Origin of the sequence: Pseudochelatococcus lubricantis (genome assembly GCF_011762225.1) — a bacterium.
GTDB classification, from domain to species: domain Bacteria; phylum Pseudomonadota; class Alphaproteobacteria; order Rhizobiales; family Beijerinckiaceae; genus Pseudochelatococcus; species Pseudochelatococcus lubricantis.
The window spans coordinates 353,578-370,565 of the sequence record NZ_JAASQI010000003.1; the positions used below are offsets into that span (position 1 = coordinate 353,578).

A 16,988-nucleotide genomic window follows, 5' to 3' on the forward strand; every position below is an offset into this window, starting at 1 on the left:
TTTTTTTTCATCATTAATGTAAGTTAATTATCTTTTATCTTTAGTCTGATTTCCGTAAATTAACGCTGAAACACCTTCATATGTTGCAAAAATGCCAAACGTTGTTTGACGTAAAGGGGGCTTATATTAATATGTTGCCATCTCCGAAAGTGCTTCCGTGTCGCTGACGAAGATCGTGCCGCGCCGCGTCGTCAATATCTGCATCTTGCCCAGCTCATTGATGACGCGGTTGAAATGGATTGGCGTCACGCCCACCGCATCCGCCAGAAGAGACTGCGTGATCGGAATGGGGACCGGCAAGGACTCCTCGCCGCTTTCGCGCAGGCGTTGAACCAGTTCCCGCAGCAGGATGGCGACGCGCCGCCGGGCGTCGCAACGGCCGAGACTGGTGATCCAGTCGCGCATGATCGCTTCTTGCCGACTCGCCATCAGCCACAGCGCCTGGTTGACCTCGGGATAGTCCTTCACCAGCGCGAGCATGGGGCTATACTCGATGCGGTCGATGCGCACCGGCGTTACCGCCGCGACAGCATAGTCTAGCGGCGCGACGTTATAGAAATTGGTGTTGCAGGCGTCGCCGGGCATTAGAAACATAATAATCTGCCGCCCGCCGTCGCTCAGCAGGCGGTAGCGCATCGCAATGCCGTCGCCCACCACCGCGAACTGCCGGCTGACTGAACCCACCGCCTGTATCTCTGCGCCCTTCGGGAAGTAGATGCTCTTCACCGGGAGGTCGCCAAGGGAATCGCGGCGGATGTCAAAGGGTTGCATCAACCCTTGCAGGCGGCTGATAAACGGTGAAATACATGCGCACATCTTAAAGCCTCCGGTTACAGCGCATGCTCCTGACCCTCGAACCGGCGACACGACGACGATTATCGGCGACGATGCTATCGCAGCCCTTCTTCTGCTTCCGCAGAGCAGCGTCGAACGTTTTCTCCCAACAATCTCTGTTATTTAGGGTTCGAAAGCTGCCAGTCAGTTCATCTGAAAACCAACCCGGAGTTAACAATGGGCCGGCTTCTCTACACGTTCTGTGAGCAGCTTTATTCTAGATAAGCACGTTCAGGCAGGTGCATTCAAGATTATAATTAACTTTTTTTAATAAAATATTGTGACGAATTATTTCAAGAATGTTGCTTAACATATGTTAATGACTGAATACATAATGTGTAAGTATGTTGTTATAGAGAGATATGCCATAGACGCAAGCAACTGGCTGTCGCGGGAGTTGAGATCACATGAATGTTACCTACAGTGACATGAAACCCGACACGGCGTCCGTTGCCAACGGCTCTCTCATTGCCGGTGAAGAACTGCGGGATACAACAGAGCTGAAGGAAACGCTTGGCCTTTACCGCAAGGTTCTGTTCGAGCAGATCCTGCCGCTTTGGTCGACCGTCGGCGCCGACCATGCGCGCGGCGGCTACGCCGAGACGCTGTCCGCCCGCGGCCGGGGCGCGCCCGGCCCGCGGCGGGTGCGTGTCACCGCGCGCCAGGTCTACGCGATGTGCGAGGCGGCCGAACTGGGCTGGAACAGGTTGGCCGCGGAGGCCGGCGTCCGCCATGGCTGCCGCTTCCTCGCGCTCCACACCAGCGCCGGCGGTTTCCTGTTCCATACGCTCGCCGCCGACGACAGCGTGTCCGATATCGGCTTCGACCTCTACGACCAGGCCTTCCTGCTCTTTGCCCATGCGCATGCCTGGCGCCTGCTGCGCGATCCCGATATCGTGGAGCGCGCGCGGCTGCTGCGGCAGTCGGTCGTGGAACGCTTCGCCCACGCTGATGGCGGCTTCGTCGACCGCCTCGACAAGCCCTTCCCGCTGCGCTCCAACCCGCACATGCATCTTCTGGAGGCGTCGCTCGCCTGGCTTCCGCTCGATCCCGATCCCCGCTGGCGCGAACTCGCGGACACGGTCGTGGCGCTGTTCCTGTCGCGTTTCGTCGACAGGGAGCGCGGAATACTGCGCGAGACATTCGGCGCGGACTGGACGCCCGTCGAGGACGCCGGGCGGTGCCGTGTCGAGCCCGGACACAACTACGAATGGGCGTGGCTGCTGATGCGCTGGGAAGCGCTGACCGGCGGCGACGCCGGCGCGTTCCCTCTGGGCATGGTCGGCTTTGCCGAGACGCACGGCTACGACCCGTTGCGCCGGGTCGCGGTCAACGAGGTGTGGTCGGACGGTTCGGCTTCCGACGGCAAGGCCCGCCTCTGGCCGCAGACCGAGCGCCTCAAGGCCTGGCTCGCCGTGGCACGGCGCTCGCAGGGGCCGGACAGGTGGCGCGCGGAGAAATTCGCGCTCGATGCCGCCGGCACCCTGATGTCCTATCTGCAAACGCCGGTGGCCGGGTTGTGGCACGACGTGATGCTGGAGGACGGCAGCTTCGCCGCCGGCGATGCGCCCGGCAGTTCCCTCTATCACATCATCTGCGCGATCGGCGAACTGCAGCGCTATGTCGATAGCAGGGAAGAATATGCCTGAATTGGCCTAAATGTAAGGAAATTAAACTTTCTTGCTTTCAAACGAAAAAATGAAAAGCCAAATTGACAGATAATACATTATTTGTCATGCAAATATAATATTTATATGATATAATACAACGTGCGATTCTTTATTTGAATTGCACAGCGAAGATGTAACGCTGTGTTACTTCCCGAAAAGGGGTGAATATATATGAGCTTGATTCCCGACGTGGCGCCCGGCGTCAACTTCGATCTTACCGACTGGAAAATCACATTGCCCGTCAACAGCAAGGGCTCCGCCAGCGGCAAGGCTTATGAGGTCAAGAACCTCGTCAACTATGAGAACTCCAAATACTTCTATACCGCCGACGACGGTGCGATGGTGTTCTACGCGCCGGTCAAGGGTGCGACCACCAGCGGCTCCAAATATGTGCGCTCGGAACTGCGTGAAATGGACAACGGCCGCGTTGCCGGCTGGACGACCGACGAGGGCGGCCATATGGCTGCGACGCTGGAAGTCGATCAGGCGCCGATCAAGACCAACGGCGATGCCGGCCGGCTGATCGTCGGTCAGGTCCACGGCGAGGACGACGAGCTTGTCCGGATCTACTGGGACAACGAGGATATTTATTTCATCAACGACCGTGCCGGTTCCAAGAACAAGGAAACGAAGTTCCAGCTTCGGGACGAGAACGGGGATACCCCCGACGTGTCGCTGAACGAGCGCTTCTCCTACCGGATCGACGTCTCCGGCGATGTGCTCGACGTGCGCGTCTACGCCGACGGCAAGGAATACAAGTCCATCACCAAGATCAACAAGGTGTGGCAAGACGACGAGCTTTACTTCAAGGCCGGCGCCTATCTCGGCGTCAACTCGGATTCCGGCCGCGGCGCGGGGCAGGTTTCCTTCTACCAGCTCGACATCAGCCATGATGCCAACAAGATCCCGGAACTGATCGGCGTTCCCGAGGGCGACTTTCCCGCCTGATACCCAAGCCCGATGAGCGTGGCTCATCGGCAACCGGCCACGCCCGTGCAGTGTCCAGAGGCTGTTAGAGCGCGTTCCGATCAAATTGAATCATTTGATCGATCAGAATTCGCTCAAAATCAAAGATTTAGATCATGTAAGCGTTTCGTTGAAATGCTGACATGATCTAGTGACTATTTATACGTTTCGTTGAAACGCAAAAATGGGCTATGTTTTTGTTTCTAAACACTTTCGGATACAAAAACGGCGCCCGTTCTTGCCGGAATTGTTTTAAGCAAAGCCTGCACGGGACCGCCGCGTTCGCGGTTCCGGGGTTCGTTTCAGCCGGCGGCCGCGGGCGGCGCGGCGGGGTGCTCGGCAAGCAATCTGATGACCTCCTCGTCGGACACCTGGTCGAAGTTTCTGTAGAAATAGCCGATTGCGCCGAAATCCTCGTGATCTTCCAGGCAGACGACCTCGTCCGCCTCGGAGCGCAGCTGTGCCAGCACGTCCGTCGGCGCGACCGGCACGGCCAGCACGACCATGGCGGGATGGCGCGCCTGCACGGCCTGCAGCGCAGCGCGCGTAGTCGCCCCCGTCGCGATGCCGTCGTCGACGACGATGGCTGTGCGTCCCCTTGTTTCCGCGCGCGTGCGCCGGCCGAGATAGCGTTCGCGGCGGCGCACGATTTCCGCCAGCTCGCGGTCGCGCACCTCGTTGAACTCCCGCTCGCTCACGCCGTTCGCGAGGATGACGTCTTCGTTACGCACGGTCAGGGGCGCCGGGCCGTCCACCACAGCGCCCATGGCGAGTTCGGGCTGGAAGGGCGTGCCGATCTTGCGCACGAGAATAAGGTCGAGCGGCGCGTCGAGCGCGGTGGCTATTTCGGCGGCGACGGGCACGCCTCCGCGCGGCAGGGCCAGCACGACCGGCTTTTGCGCCTTGAAGCGCGCTAGCGCCCGGGCGAGTTTCCGGCCGGCGTCGATGCGATCGATGAACGGCATGGCGGTATCCGGGTTATGCGCCACCGGGCGCGAGAGCTGCGAGATGGGCCCTGAACCGGTCGGCGGCGAGCGCGATCACCGCTTCCATATCGGCGGAGATGGCCCTCTCCTGTTCGCATCTTCAAGATATAGCGCCCCGGAACGGCATACCTTGACCGGCATCAACTGCCGTTGCGCGCCCTATTCCACCCGGTTCCCGGCATTCAGCCTGTCGAGGAAACTGTCGCACTTACATCATCGAGTACAGATGACCTGTTCCATTTGATCGAAGTAGCACGGAATCGAAACCGCCCCAAAAAGGGGCGGCAAGATGGTTTGCAGCATCAGGGGAGCTTCCGTTTCGTCGGCGCCCTCCCGCCGCTCGGGTGCGCGGCGGGGGAGCCTGTTCATGGGCGCGGCTTCGCCATTGACCGGTGGACGGTGATGGTCACACCCGCTCCAGAGCGATGGCAATGCCCTGCCCCACGCCGATGCACATGGTGGACAGCGAGCGCCGGCCGCCGTTGAGCGACAGCTCCAGCGCCGCCGTGCCGGTGATGCGCGCGCCGGACATGCCGAGCGGATGGCCGAGCGCGATGGCGCCGCCGTTCGGGTTCACCCGCACGTCGTCGTCGGCGATGCCGAGGTCGCGCAGCGTCGCGAGCCCCTGGCTGGCGAACGCCTCGTTCAGCTCGATCACATCGAAATCCGCCACGGAAAGGCCGAGCCGCGCCAGCAGCTTCTTCGAGGCCGGCGCCGGGCCGATGCCCATGATGCGCGGCGGCACACCCGCCGTGGCGCCGCCCAGAACGCGCGCGACGGGCGTAAGGCCATACCGGGCCGCCGCCTCCGCGCTGGCGATGATCAGCGCTGCTGCCCCGTCGTTCACACCGGAGGCGTTGCCCGCCGTCACCGAGCCGCCCTTGCGGAACGGCGTAGACAGCTTCGCCAACGCCTCCAGCGTCGTGGCGCGCGGATGCTCGTCCTTCGCCACCACGATCGGCTCGCCCTTGCGCTGCGGGATCGTCACCGGCACGATTTCCCTCGCCAGGCGGCCGTTCTCCTGCGCCGCCGCCGCCTTGGCCTGCGAGCGCACCGCGAACGCATCCTGATCCACGCGGCTCACCGAAAAGTCCTCCGCGACGTTCTCGCCGGTCTCGGGCATGGAATCGACGCCGTACTGCGCTTTCATCAACGGGTTGACGAAGCGCCAGCCGATGGTGGTGTCGTGGATTTCCGCGTGGCGGGAAAAAGCGGTCTCGGCCTTCGGCAGCACGAAGGGCGCGCGCGACATGCTTTCCACGCCGCCGGCGATCAGCAGTTCCGCCTCGCCCGCCTTGATGGCCCGGGCCGCCGCTGTCACCGCATCCATGCCGGAGCCGCAGAGCCGGTTTATGGTGGTGCCGGGCACGGCGACCGGCAGCCCCGCCAGCAGCAGCGCCATGCGGGCGACGTTGCGGTTGTCCTCGCCCGCCTGGTTGGCGCAGCCGAAGATGACGTCGTCGACGGCTTCCCAGTCCACCTGCGGGTGGCGCTCGACCAGCGCCCTGAGCGGGACAGCCCCGAGATCGTCGGCGCGCACAGTGGACAGCGCCCCGCCGAAACGGCCGATGGGCGTGCGGATGTAGTCACAGATAAATGCCTCGCTCATCGCGATCTCCTCAAAATTCCGGTACGATCAGATCAGCCACCGTCCCGTCGACGGCAAGTTCCGCGCCGGTCAGCGACTGCAGCTCCTCAAGGCCGATGGCCGGCAGCTTCTCGCGCAGCATAAAGCGGCCGTTCTCGATGTCGATCACCGCGAGGCTCGTATAGACGCGCGTCACGCAGCCCACGCCGGTCAGCGGCAGGGCGCAGCGCTCCACGAGCTTGGGCTCGCCCTTCTTCGTGACGTGTTCGGTCAGGACCGCCACGCGCTTGGCGCCGTGCACGAGGTCCATCGCGCCGCCCACGGCGGGCACGCCCCTGGCGCCGACGCTCCAGTTCGCGAGGTCGCCGTTCTGCGCCACCTGATAGGCGCCGAGGATGGCGACGTCCAGATGCCCGCCACGCACCATGGCGAAGCTGTCGGCGTGGTGGAAGAAGGCCGCGCCGGGCTTCAGCGTCACGGCCTTCTTGCCGGCGTTGATCAGGTCCCAGTCCTCCTGCCCCTCCGGCGGCGCCTCGCCGAAGTTCAGGATGCCGTTCTCGGTGTGGAAGATCGCCTCGCGGCCCGGCGGCTGGTAGCGGGCAACCGCCTCCGGCAGGCCGATGCCGAGGTTCACATAGGCGCCGTCGGCGATGTCCTGCGCCGCGCGCCAGGCGATCTGCGCGTTGGAAAGCTTGATGTCGTCGTGTGTCGTTCCGGTCATGGGTAGGTCGCTCCGGCGCGGTTGAGCAGTTCTTCCTGTTGCGGTTCCGGCACCTCGACCACGCGGTTCACGAAGATGCCGGGCGTGACGACGTGTTCCGGGTCGATCCCGCCAGCCGGCACGACCTGCGCCGCCTGGACGATCGTCTCGCGCGCCGCCATGCACATCAGCGGATTGAAGTTGCGCGCCGCCTTGTTGTAGGTGAGGTTGCCGTGCCGGTCGGCGACATGCGCCTTGATCAGCGCGAAATCGGCCTTGAGCCAGCGCTCCTGCACGTAGGGGCGCCCCTCGAACTCCGCCACCGGCTTGCCCTGCGCGAGCTGCGTGCCGTAGGAGGTCGGCGTGTAGAAGGCCGGGATGCCCGCCCCGCCCGCGCGGATGCGCTCGGCGAGCGTGCCCTGCGGCACCAGCTCCAGCTCTATCTCGCCCGCGAGATACTTTTCGGTGAAGACCCGCGGGTCGGCCGAACGGGGAAAGGAGCAGACGAGCTTGGCCACCATCCCCGCCTCGATCAGTGCTGCGAGGCCGACATGGCCATTGCCGGCGTTGTTGTTGACGACCGTGAGCCCCTTCGGACTGCCGGTCTGCCTGTGGCGGTCGATCAGGGCGTGCATCAGCTCGATCGGCGCGCCCGAACCGCCGAAGCCGCCGATCATCACCACAGCCCCGTCGCCGATGCCGGCCACGGCCTCGGCGACGCTCTCGATTGTCTTGTCCATCCGAACTCCTCCGCGCCGCCCGGGCCAGACGCCGGGCGGTTGCCGGCAACAAGGATTAGGCGCGGCCGGACTGGACGGCAATGCCATTCGTGCGATATACGTTATTTGTTCGTATATCGCACAGAGCCCGCCATGACCATCAGCCAGCGCGACACCATGGGCGGCCTCGCCAAGGGGCTTGCCGTCATCGAGACCTTCACGACGGACCTGCCCCGCCAGTCCATCGCCGGGGTTGCGGCGGCGAGCGGCCTTGACAGGGCCACGGCGCGCCGCTGCCTGCTGACGCTGGTTCAGCTCGGCTACGCGGACTATGACGGGAAGTTCTTCACGCTCACGCCGCGCGTGCTGCGGCTGGGCACCGCGTGCCTTGCGGCGATGCCGCTGCCGCAGGTCGTGCAGCCGTGGCTCGACAGGCTCTCCGACGAACTCGGGGAAAGCACCTCCGTTTCGATTCTCGACGGGGACGAGATCGTCTATGTCGCCCGCGCGGCGCAGCGGAAGGTGATGTCGATCTCGCTGATGCCCGGTTCGCGCCTTCCCGCCTATTGCACCTCGATGGGCCGGGTGCTGCTCGCCGCGCTGCCGGAGGACGAGGCGCGGCGGCGGCTCGCGGCCCGGCCGCTCCCGGCCCGCACGCCGCTGACCGCGACCGGTATCGCGGAAGTGATGGCACGGGTCGCTTTGGCGCGCGAGCAGGGCTATGCCGCCATCGATCAGGAGGTGGAAATGGGGCTGCGCTCCCTCGCCGTTCCGCTGCTCAACGCGCGCGGCATCACCGTGGCGGCCGTCAACCTCGGCCTGCCCGCCCTCGCCGAGGGCGTCGACGGCCTCGTGACACGCTACCTGCCGGCCCTGCGGCGCCTTCAGGCCGAAATCCGGAAAGTCCTGCGCTGACAACGGAGGCGGCGCGGGAAGACGCCGCCCCGCCCCACTTGACGAGCGTGCCGGGACGATCGTACGTGATGAAACGGCAGCGGCGTCGTTGGCGCATGGGTTCCGTGGATTTCATGGGCTCCGTGGATTTCAGGAAGAGGCGGCAAGATCACGAACCGGGTCGCACCATGGCTTGAGCTTCTGGCTCCCTATCGGGGGGCAGCGCTGCTGCTTCTGCTTTGTCAGGTCGGGCAGTCCGTCGCCGTCCTGCTGTTGCCGAGCCTCAGCGCCGACATCATCGATCGCGGCATCCTCAGCGGCGACCACGCCTACATCCTGCGCATGAGCGTCGTGATGCTGGGCGCGGCGGCGGTACAGATCCTGTTCGCCACCGGTACGGCATGGCTCGGCGCGCGCATCGCCATCGGCTTCGGCCGGGATCTGCGCTCGGCGGTATTCGCCCGCGTGCAGAATTTCTCGCTCACGGAGCTGCGCGCCTTCGGCGCACCATCGCTCATCACGCGCACCACCAACGACGTGCAGCAGTTGCAGGCCATGCTGGTGATGCTGTTGACGATGGTGATGACCGCGCCGATCATGGGCGTCGGCGCGGTCGTCATGGCGATCCGTCAGGACACGCATCTCTCGCTGTTGCTGCTGGTGAGCGTGCCCGTGCTCGGGATCGTCGTCGGCGTGCTGACGGTGCGCAGCGTGCCGCTGTTCTCCCGCATGCAGGTGCAGATCGACCGGGTGAACCAGATCCTGCGCGAGCAGATCACGGGGCTGCGCGTCATCCGCGCCTTCGTGCGCGACACGCATGAGCGCGAGCGCTTCGCCGGCGCCAACGACGCGCTGACCGACACCGCGTTGCGGGTCGGGCGGCTGATGGCGCTCAACATGCCGGCGGCCAACATCGTCATGCAGCTTTCCAGCATCGCGATGGTGTGGTTCGCGGCGCACCGCATCGCCGCCGGCGCCATGGAGGTCGGCTCGCTGGTCGCCTTCATCTCCTACATCGCGCAGGTGCTGATATCGGTGATGATCGCGTCGATGCTGTTCGCCATGGCGCCGCGCGCGCTCGTCAGCGGGCGGCGCATCCGCGAGGTGTTGCAGACCGTGCCGTCGGTGGCCGAGCCAGCCGTGCCGAAGCCGCTCGCCGCGCCCGCGCTGCAGCGGGGCGAGATCGCGTTCGTCGACGTAAGCTTCGCCTATCCGGGAGCGCAGGCGCCGGTGCTCCGGGATGTCAGCTTCCGGATCGGTCCAGGCGAGACAGTCGCGGTGATCGGCGCCACCGGCGCCGGCAAGAGCACGCTCGTCAATCTCATTCCCCGCCTGTTCGACGTCAGCGCCGGCAGCGTGCTGGTCAACGGGGTCGACGTGCGCGATCTCGAACTCGCGACGCTCTGGAGCCTGATCGGCCTGGTGCCGCAGGAGAGCTTCCTCTTCTCGGGCACCGTCGCGGACAATCTGCGCTATGGCCGCGCGGAGGCTGACGACGGCGACCTCTGGCACGCGCTGGAGATCGCGCAGGCGAAGGACTTCGTGGCCGCGCTGCCGCAGGGCCTGCAGGCCCCCGTGGCGCAGGGCGGCGGCAATTTCTCCGGCGGCCAGCGGCAGCGCCTCACCATCGCGCGGGCGCTGGTGCGCCGGCCGTCCATCTATCTCTTCGACGACAGCTTCTCCGCGCTCGACTACACGACCGACGCCCGGCTGCGCGCGGCGCTGGCGCGGGAGACAGGCCCGGAAGCGGCGACGCTGATCGTCGGCCAGCGCGTCAGCTCGCTACGGCACGCGAACCGCATTCTCGTGCTCGACCGCGGCACGATCATCGGCACGGGAAGCCACGATGAGCTGATGGCCGATTGCGCGGCCTATCGCGAGATCGTCGCCTCGCAGCAGCGCGCCGGCGAGGCCTCGTCGTGACGGCGGCCGGACGCCACACGGACCTGTCGCGCGCCACCACCCCGGGGGCCGATGCCGCGCCCGGGCAGCGGATGGGGCCGCGCATGGGCCCCGGCGCAGCCGCGCAGGCAGGCGCGGGCGCGCGGGCGCAGGATTTCGCCGGCTCGATCCGCCGTCTCGGCCGCCTCCTGCTCGATGGCGACCGGCTGAGGCTCGCCGTCATCCTCGCCTGCACCGCCGTCAGCGTCCTGTTCGGCGTGCTGGGTCCGTGGCTGCTGGGGCGCGCGACCGATCTCGTCGTCAACGCCATCTCCGCCTCGGCGGAAATCGACTTCCTCCGTCTGGCGCAACTGCTCGGCATCACCACGTTGCTACAGATCGCGGCGGCGGCGGCCAACTGGCGGCAGGCGTGGCTCACGAACGCCGTGGTGCAGAAACTGAGCCGGGCGCTGCGCCAGCAGGCGGAGGAAAAGCTCGGCCGGCTGCCGCTCGCGTGGTTCGACCGCCAGCCCCACGGCGAGGTGCTGAGCCGTGTCACCAACGACATCGACAACGTCAGCCAAAGCCTGCAGCAGCTTCTCAGCCAGTTACTGATGTCTGTGCTGCATGTGATCGGCGTGCTCGCGATGATGCTTGTGCTCTCGCCGCTGCTCACGCTCGCCGCCGTGACCAGCCTCACCGTGTCGCTGGTGATCGCCCGCTGGCTGGCGCGCCTGTCGCAGCCGCATTTCGTGGCCCAATGGCGCTGGACCGGCGTGCTGAACGGCGAGGTCGAGGAAAACTACACCGGCCACACGCTGATGAAGGTGTTCGGGCACCGGCAGCAGGCGCGCGAGCGGTTCGAAACAAGTAACGGGGCGCTGCGCGACAACGCCTTCCTTGCGCAGTTCCTGTCCGGCGTGATCCAGCCGGCGATCATGTTCATGGGCAACCTGACGTTCATCGCCGTTGTCATCGGCGGTGCGCTGCGGGTGGCCGCGGGCGCGCTGACCATCGGCGCGCTGCAATCCTTCATCCAGTATACGCGCCAGCTCAACCAGCCCATGTCGCAGGTTTCCGGCATGGCCTCCATCCTGCAATCGGCCGCCGCCTCGGCAGAGCGCGTCTTCGAGCTTCTGGACGCGCCGGAACTCGCCCCCGATCCCGCTACACCCGCGGAGATCGAGGGCGCGAAGGGGCATGTCGTGTTCGATCGCGTCCGTTTCCGCTACGATCCGTCCGTGCCGCTTTTCGAGAACGTCAGCCTGGAGGCGTTGCCGGGCCAGACCGTGGCCATCGTCGGACCGACCGGCGCCGGCAAGACGACGCTGGTCAACCTGCTGATGCGCTTCTACGAGATCGACGCCGGCACCATCACGCTCGACGGCGTCGACATCCGCGCCATGAGCCGGGAGGGCCTGCGCCGGCACTTCGGCATGGTGTTGCAGGACGCCTGGCTGTTCAGCGGCACGATCCGAGAGAACATCGCCTACGGCCGGGAGGGCGCCACCGAGGACGAGATTCTCGAAGCCGCGCGCACCTGCCATGTCGATGATTTCGTCCGCACGCTGCCGCAGGGCTACGACACGTCCATCGACGAGAACGGCAGCGGCCTCAGCGTCGGTCAGCGCCAGCTTCTCACGATCGCCCGCGCCTTTCTCGCGAAGCCCGTCGTGCTCATTCTCGACGAGGCCACCAGTTCCGTCGATACCCGCACGGAGCTGCTGGTGCAGCGGGCAATGGCGCGGCTGCGGAGCGGCCGTACCAGCTTCGTGATCGCGCACCGCCTCTCGACCATCCGCGACGCGGATCTGATCGTCTACATGGAAAACGGCGACGTCCTTGAACAGGGCACGCACGACGCGCTCATCGCCCGCCGTGGTCATTACTGGCGGCTCGACCGGTCACAGACGCAGCCGGTCGACTGATCCACGGCATCCGCCTTCTCCTAAAGCGTTTTCAAGCAAAGTGGATACCAGTTTTCGTGAAGAAAGCGCGTAATATCAAAAACTTATAGAATTTCGGCGTTTCAATGAAATGTCGAAATGCTATAGCGCCGCTTCGGCGCGGATTTGCTCATGCATCGTGTGGAAACGTGAAGGGCTCGCCCTCGAAGGCGTCCACGCCGCGCCCGATGGCGCGGATGGCGGCGGTCATGCGGCCGTTCCGTTGCAGCAGCGCATCCGCGAGTTCCACCAGCCGCGCGTTCGGTGTCGCCGCCGGCGCGCGCCGGCGCAACGCCATCGCAAGCTCCGCCTCGTCGCGGCCAGGCTGCAGCGCCGCCGCGACGATGAAGGCGGCGGTGGGCGAGCGGCTGATGCCGGCATAGCAGTTGATCACCAGCGCCCCCCGGCCCGCCCACTGTCGCGCGAAATCCAGCAGGGCGGCGACATCGCCTTCCGTCGGCGCGACGAGCCCCGGCCGCTCCTCCGCGATGTCGTGGAAGACGAGCCTCAGCACCTGTCCGGACCCACGATCAGCCTCGCGGGACGCGGCGGCATCCGGCGAGGCCATCGAGACCCGATACACCGCCCCCGAATGCCGCAGCGTCTCGGACAATCGCGATAGCGGCGTTACGTGGATCAACGGCGTCATATGGACCGCGTCCCCTCCCGCCATGCGCGCAGGGCGTCCGCCAGCCGCAAGAAGGCCGAGTCGTCTGCGGGAAGGCCGAGACGCAGGGCGCGCGGCCGCGCCTCGAAGGCACGCACGAGGATGCCGCGCCGCCCCAGCGCGGTGAATATCTCCTGCGCCGGAACGTCGTCCAGATAGCGGAACAGGCTGGTGCCGCCGGCGACCGGCAGGCCGGTCTCCGCCAGCAGCGTGTCGAGGCGCTGCGCCTCGCCGCCGAGGCGCGCGCGCATCTCCGCCTGCCAGTCCGCGTCGCCCAGCGCCGCGAGGCCGTATTCCAGCGCCGGGCTGGAGACGGCCCACGGCCCAAGGCGTGCCGAAAGCCGCCGCGCAAGCTCACGCGGCGCGAGGGCGAAGCCGAGCCGCACACCGGCGAGGCCGAAGAACTTGCCGAAGGAGCGCAGCGCGACGATTCCCGCCGCCTCCACGTCGCCCGCGACGCTCGCCCCCGACGGGCCGACATCCATGAACGCCTCGTCCACGACCAGCAGCCCGCCGCGCGCCGAAAGCCGCCTGCCCAGCGCGGCGAGGTCCTCGCGCGCCGCCACCCGCCCGTCGGGATTATTGGGGTTGACGACGATGGCGAGGTCCGCCGTCTCCAGCTCCGCGAGCGTCTCCGCTTCCGTCACCGCGTGGCCGGCGAGGCGCGCCGCGCGGGCGTGTTCCGCGTAGGAGGTCGACAGCACGGCCGCGCGGCCCGGCGGCACAAGCCCCGCGACCAGCGGCAGCAGCAGTTGCGTGCCCGCCGCCGGCACGGTCTGCGCGGCACCCGGCGCGCCGTAGGCAGTGGCGGCCAACGCCGCGAGTTCCCGGCAGCGGGCTTCCTCCGGCAGGCGCGCGAACACCTCGGCGCCGAGCGCCCGGAGCGGATAATGATGCGGGTTGATGCCGGTCGACAGGTCGAGCCACGGCGCGGGCGTATCGGGGAACAGCGCCCGCGCCCGCGCGAGGTTGCCGCCGTGGTCGGCCACGGCATCGGCAAACGCGGCCGTTTCCTTTATGCCGGGCGAGTGCCCGTCGATCGGCTGATTCTCCGCGATCGGCGGGCGCGCCGGTGGTTGGAGCGTCACGTGCAAGTCTCCCTGTTCATTCTCGCCTTCCTGTCGCTCGCCATCGAGGCCGCCGCCGGCTATCCGGATCGCCTCTACCGCGCCATCGGCCATCCGGTGACGTGGATCGGCGCACTGATAAGCCTGCTCGACCGGCATCTCAACCATGACGGTGCCGCGCCCGGCATCCGCAAGGCGGCCGGCGTCGCCGCGCTGCTGGCGCTCATCGCGGTGAGCGGCGCCGCAGGTTTCACCGTCCAGCGCCTGTGCGGCGACGGCGTGGGCCTGCTCGTCACCGCGCTCGCCGCCAGTACGCTCCTCGCCCAGCGGAGCCTGCACGGCCACGTCGCCGCAGTCGCCGACGCGCTCGACCGCGAGGGCCTTGCCGGCGGACGCCGGGCCGTGGCGCACATCGTCGGCCGCGATCCCGAAAGCCTCGACGAGGCCGCCGTGGCGCGTGCCGCCATCGAGAGCCTCGCCGAGAATTTTTCGGACGGCGTCATCGCGCCCGCCTTCTGGCTCGCCGCCGCCGGGCTGCCGGGGGCAGCCGTCTACAAGGCGATCAACACCGCCGACAGCATGATCGGCCACCGCACCCCGCGCCACGGCGCCTTCGGCTGGGCCTCCGCCCGGCTGGACGATCTCGTCAACCTGCCCGCCTCGCGCCTCACGGCACTGCTCCTCGTCGCGGCCGCCGCCCTCTCGCCCGGCGCCTCGGCCCGCGATGCATGGCGGGCTGTGCTGCGCGACGCCCGCCACCACCGTTCACCCAACGCTGGCTGGCCGGAGGCCGCGATGGCCGGCGCGCTCGGCGTGTCTCTGGCAGGGCCGCGCCACTACGGCGGCGTGCGCGTGGAAGACGCGCGGATGAACGCCGGCGGCAGGCAGCACGCCACAGCCGGCGACATCCGCCGCGCGCTTGCCCTCTATCGCCTCGCGGATGCGCTGTTCATCGCTGCCCTCGCGCTGGCCGCCGCGCTGCTCATGCTGCATGGCTGAGCAGCCCGTCGATGTCGAGATGCGCCTCCAGATGCGCCGCGAGCCCGTCGAGCACCCGCTCGACGCCCGCCGCGTAGTCCTCGCCGGCGCTCGTGCCGCCAAGCCGTGCCAGCCATGCGGCGCGCTGGGCATCGTGCGCGAACAGCCCATGCACATAGCTGCCGAAGATGCGCCCGTCCGCCGACACCGCTCCGTCCGGGCGCCCGTCGTCCAGACGCGCGAAGGGCCGCGTGGCGTCGGGCCCCTCGCTCACGCCCATATGCATCTCGTAACCGCCGAGCCGCACGCCGTCGCGGCTTTCACCGGCCACGAGGCCGAGCTGCTTCTGCGGCGCGAGACGGGTGGCGACGTCGAGCAGGCCCAGCCCCGCGATCCGTTCCGGCGGCCCCTCGATTCCCGGATCGTCAATGACGCGCCCGAGCATCTGGTAGCCGCCGCATAGGCCGAGCACGAAGCCGCCCCGGCGCGCATGGGCGGCGATATCGATGTCGAAGCCCGCCGCGCGCAGCGCCCGCAACCCGGCGACCGTGGCCTTCGACCCGGGCAGCAGCACCAGCCGCGCGTCGCCGGGAATGGCGGAACCGGGAAACACGCGCACGAGATCGACGTCCGGCTCCGCCTCCAGCGGGTCGAGGTCGTCAAAATTGGAGACGTGCGGCAGGATCGGCACGGCGATCCTGATGCGCCCGCCGCCGGCCCGTGCGCCCTCGCCCCGCTCCAGCGCAAGCGCATCCTCCGCCGGCAGCCGCCGCGCATCGGCGAAGTGGGGCACGAGCCCGAACGCCCGCCAGCCGGTGCGCGCCGCGATCAGGTCCATGCCCGCCGCGAACAGCGCCGGATCGCCGCGAAACCGATTGACGATGAAGCCCCGGATCAGCGCGGCATCCGCCGGATCAAGCACCGCCCGCGTGCCGACGAGGCTTGCGATGACGCCACCCCGGTCGATATCGCCGATCAACACCACCGGCGTTTCCGTGGCCGCAGCGAAGCCCATGTTGGCGATGTCGTTCGCGCGCAGGTTGACCTCGGAAGCACTGCCCGCCCCCTCCACCAGCACGATGTCCGCCTCGCCCGCCAGCCGCCGGAAGCTGTCGAGCACATAGGGCAGCAACGTCGCCTTGAGCCCCTGATAGCGCCGCGCGTCGGCGCTGGCGAACACCTGCCCCTGCACGATGACCTGCGAGCCGGTCTCGCTCTGCGGCTTCAGCAACACCGGATTCATGTGGACGCCCGGCGGCACGCGGGCGGCGCGCGCCTGCAGCGCCTGCGCGCGGCCGATCTCGCCGCCGTCGGCCGTCACCGCCGCGTTGTTCGACATGTTCTGCGGCTTGAACGGCCTCACGCTCAGTCCGCGATTGGCAAGCGCCCGCGCCAGCCCGGCGACGATGAGCGATTTGCCCACGTCCGACCCCGTGCCCTGAAACATCAACGCGCGGGCCTGCCTCGCCATCCGTCAGAACTCGATTCCTGGCTGCGCTTTCACACCGGCGGCGAAATGGTGCTTGACGGCGCCCATCTCCGTCACCAGATCGGCAGCCGCTATCAGCTCGGGCTTGGCGTTGCGTCCCGTCACGACGACATGCAGATCGTCCCGCCGGTTCCGCAGCGTGTCGACCACCTCGGCGAGGTCCAGATAGTCGTAGCGAAGCGCGATGTTCAGTTCATCCAGAACGACAAGGCTGAGCGCGGGATCGCCGATGAGTTCGCGCGCCTTGTCCCACGCCCGGCGCGCGGCGGTGATGTCGCGCTCCAGGTCCTGCGTTTCCCAGGTGAAGCCCTCGCCCATCGTATGCCAGACGACGCGCTCGCCGAACGCGGAGAACGCCTCGCGCTCGCCCGTCTGCCACACGCCCTTGATGAACTGTACCACGCCGACCCGCCTGCCGTGTCCCAGCATGCGCAGCGCCAGCCCGAAGGCCGCTGTCGACTTGCCCTTGCCGGGTCCGGTGTTGACGATCAGCAGCCCCTTTTCCACCGTCTTTGCGGCGACTTCCGCATCCTGCACCGCCTTGCGGTTCTGCATCCGTGCCTTGTGGCGCTGCGCCCGTTCCTCGCTGATATCCGTCATTCC

15 protein-coding genes are annotated in these 16,988 nt (G+C 67.0%); 6 read left to right on the forward strand and 9 right to left on the reverse strand.

The annotated features are described in order from the left end of the window. Positions 1 to 126: 126 nt before the first annotated feature. Positions 127 to 771, reverse strand: coding sequence for a Crp/Fnr family transcriptional regulator (locus FHS82_RS08455; protein ID WP_166950906.1), 645 nt, complete (start codon positions 769 to 771; stop codon positions 127 to 129). Positions 772 to 1,241: 470 nt separating this feature from the next. Here FHS82_RS08455 and FHS82_RS08460 point away from each other — a divergent pair, with 470 nt between their 5' ends. Then, a complete protein-coding gene (locus tag FHS82_RS08460; protein WP_166950910.1) occupies positions 1,242 to 2,483 on the forward strand; it encodes an AGE family epimerase/isomerase in 1,242 nt (413 codons plus the stop codon). A 192-nt stretch (positions 2,484 to 2,675) separates the two neighbouring features. Continuing rightward, positions 2,676 to 3,452, forward strand: a complete 777-nt coding sequence (locus tag FHS82_RS08465; protein WP_166950913.1) for a polysaccharide lyase family 7 protein — start codon at positions 2,676 to 2,678, stop codon at positions 3,450 to 3,452. 320 nt (positions 3,453 to 3,772) lie between these two features. On the opposite strand, the gene FHS82_RS08470 is transcribed toward FHS82_RS08465, so the two are convergent. The 4 genes from FHS82_RS08470 to FHS82_RS08485 form a co-directional block, all read right to left on the reverse strand. After that, on the reverse strand, positions 3,773 to 4,435 hold the full coding sequence (locus FHS82_RS08470; protein ID WP_166950916.1) for a phosphoribosyltransferase: 663 nt from the start codon (positions 4,433 to 4,435) through the stop codon (positions 3,773 to 3,775). A gap of 427 nt (positions 4,436 to 4,862) precedes the next feature. Next, positions 4,863 to 6,065: a 3-oxoadipyl-CoA thiolase gene (pcaF, locus tag FHS82_RS08475; protein WP_166950919.1), complete on the reverse strand. Its 1,203-nt coding sequence runs from the start codon at positions 6,063 to 6,065 to the stop codon at positions 4,863 to 4,865. Between the two features lie 10 nt (positions 6,066 to 6,075). Further along, positions 6,076 to 6,765: a 3-oxoacid CoA-transferase subunit B gene (locus FHS82_RS08480; RefSeq protein ID WP_166950922.1), complete on the reverse strand. Its 690-nt coding sequence runs from the start codon at positions 6,763 to 6,765 to the stop codon at positions 6,076 to 6,078. After that, on the reverse strand, positions 6,762 to 7,484 hold the full coding sequence (locus FHS82_RS08485) for a 3-oxoacid CoA-transferase subunit A (RefSeq protein WP_166950925.1): 723 nt from the start codon (positions 7,482 to 7,484) through the stop codon (positions 6,762 to 6,764). The genes FHS82_RS08480 and FHS82_RS08485 overlap by 4 nt, the downstream gene beginning before the upstream one ends. Before the next feature lie 132 nt (positions 7,485 to 7,616). Between FHS82_RS08485 and FHS82_RS08490 the strand changes: the two genes are divergently transcribed. The 3 genes from FHS82_RS08490 to FHS82_RS08500 all read left to right on the forward strand — a co-directional run bounded on the left by FHS82_RS08490 (position 7,617) and on the right by FHS82_RS08500 (position 12,166). Beyond that, positions 7,617 to 8,378, forward strand: coding sequence for an IclR family transcriptional regulator domain-containing protein (locus FHS82_RS08490; protein ID WP_166950928.1), 762 nt, complete (start codon positions 7,617 to 7,619; stop codon positions 8,376 to 8,378). Between the two features lie 213 nt (positions 8,379 to 8,591). Beyond that, entirely contained in the window at positions 8,592 to 10,280 is a 1,689-nt protein-coding gene (locus FHS82_RS08495; protein WP_281351109.1) for an ABC transporter ATP-binding protein, read from the forward strand. Next, entirely contained in the window at positions 10,277 to 12,166 is a 1,890-nt protein-coding gene (locus tag FHS82_RS08500; protein WP_208394152.1) for an ABC transporter transmembrane domain-containing protein, read from the forward strand. The genes FHS82_RS08495 and FHS82_RS08500 overlap by 4 nt, the downstream gene beginning before the upstream one ends. 148 nt (positions 12,167 to 12,314) lie before the next feature. Here the strand turns inward: FHS82_RS08500 and FHS82_RS08505 are convergent, their stop codons facing one another. Together FHS82_RS08505 and cobD are read right to left on the reverse strand one after the other, a co-directional pair. Continuing rightward, a complete protein-coding gene (locus FHS82_RS08505; protein WP_343042532.1) occupies positions 12,315 to 12,833 on the reverse strand; it encodes a tyrosine phosphatase family protein in 519 nt (172 codons plus the stop codon). Beyond that, the gene (cobD, locus tag FHS82_RS08510; RefSeq protein ID WP_343042542.1) at positions 12,830 to 13,870 is read right to left on the reverse strand and encodes a threonine-phosphate decarboxylase CobD; all 1,041 of its coding nucleotides are present in this window, start codon (positions 13,868 to 13,870) and stop codon (positions 12,830 to 12,832) included. Before cobD ends, FHS82_RS08505 begins: the two co-directional genes overlap by 4 nt. A 69-nt stretch (positions 13,871 to 13,939) precedes the next feature. Here cobD and cbiB point away from each other — a divergent pair, with 69 nt between their 5' ends. After that, positions 13,940 to 14,917: an adenosylcobinamide-phosphate synthase CbiB gene (cbiB, locus tag FHS82_RS08515; RefSeq protein ID WP_166950307.1), complete on the forward strand. Its 978-nt coding sequence runs from the start codon at positions 13,940 to 13,942 to the stop codon at positions 14,915 to 14,917. Here the strand turns inward: cbiB and FHS82_RS08520 are convergent. Continuing rightward, a complete protein-coding gene (locus FHS82_RS08520) occupies positions 14,901 to 16,343 on the reverse strand; it encodes a cobyric acid synthase (protein ID WP_166951448.1) in 1,443 nt (480 codons plus the stop codon). The two genes, cbiB and FHS82_RS08520, sit on opposite strands and share 17 nt — an antisense overlap. A gap of 27 nt (positions 16,344 to 16,370) precedes the next feature. Continuing rightward, positions 16,371 to 16,985: a cob(I)yrinic acid a,c-diamide adenosyltransferase gene (gene cobO / locus FHS82_RS08525; RefSeq protein ID WP_166950934.1), complete on the reverse strand. Its 615-nt coding sequence runs from the start codon at positions 16,983 to 16,985 to the stop codon at positions 16,371 to 16,373. Between the last annotated feature and the right edge of the window lie 3 nt (positions 16,986 to 16,988).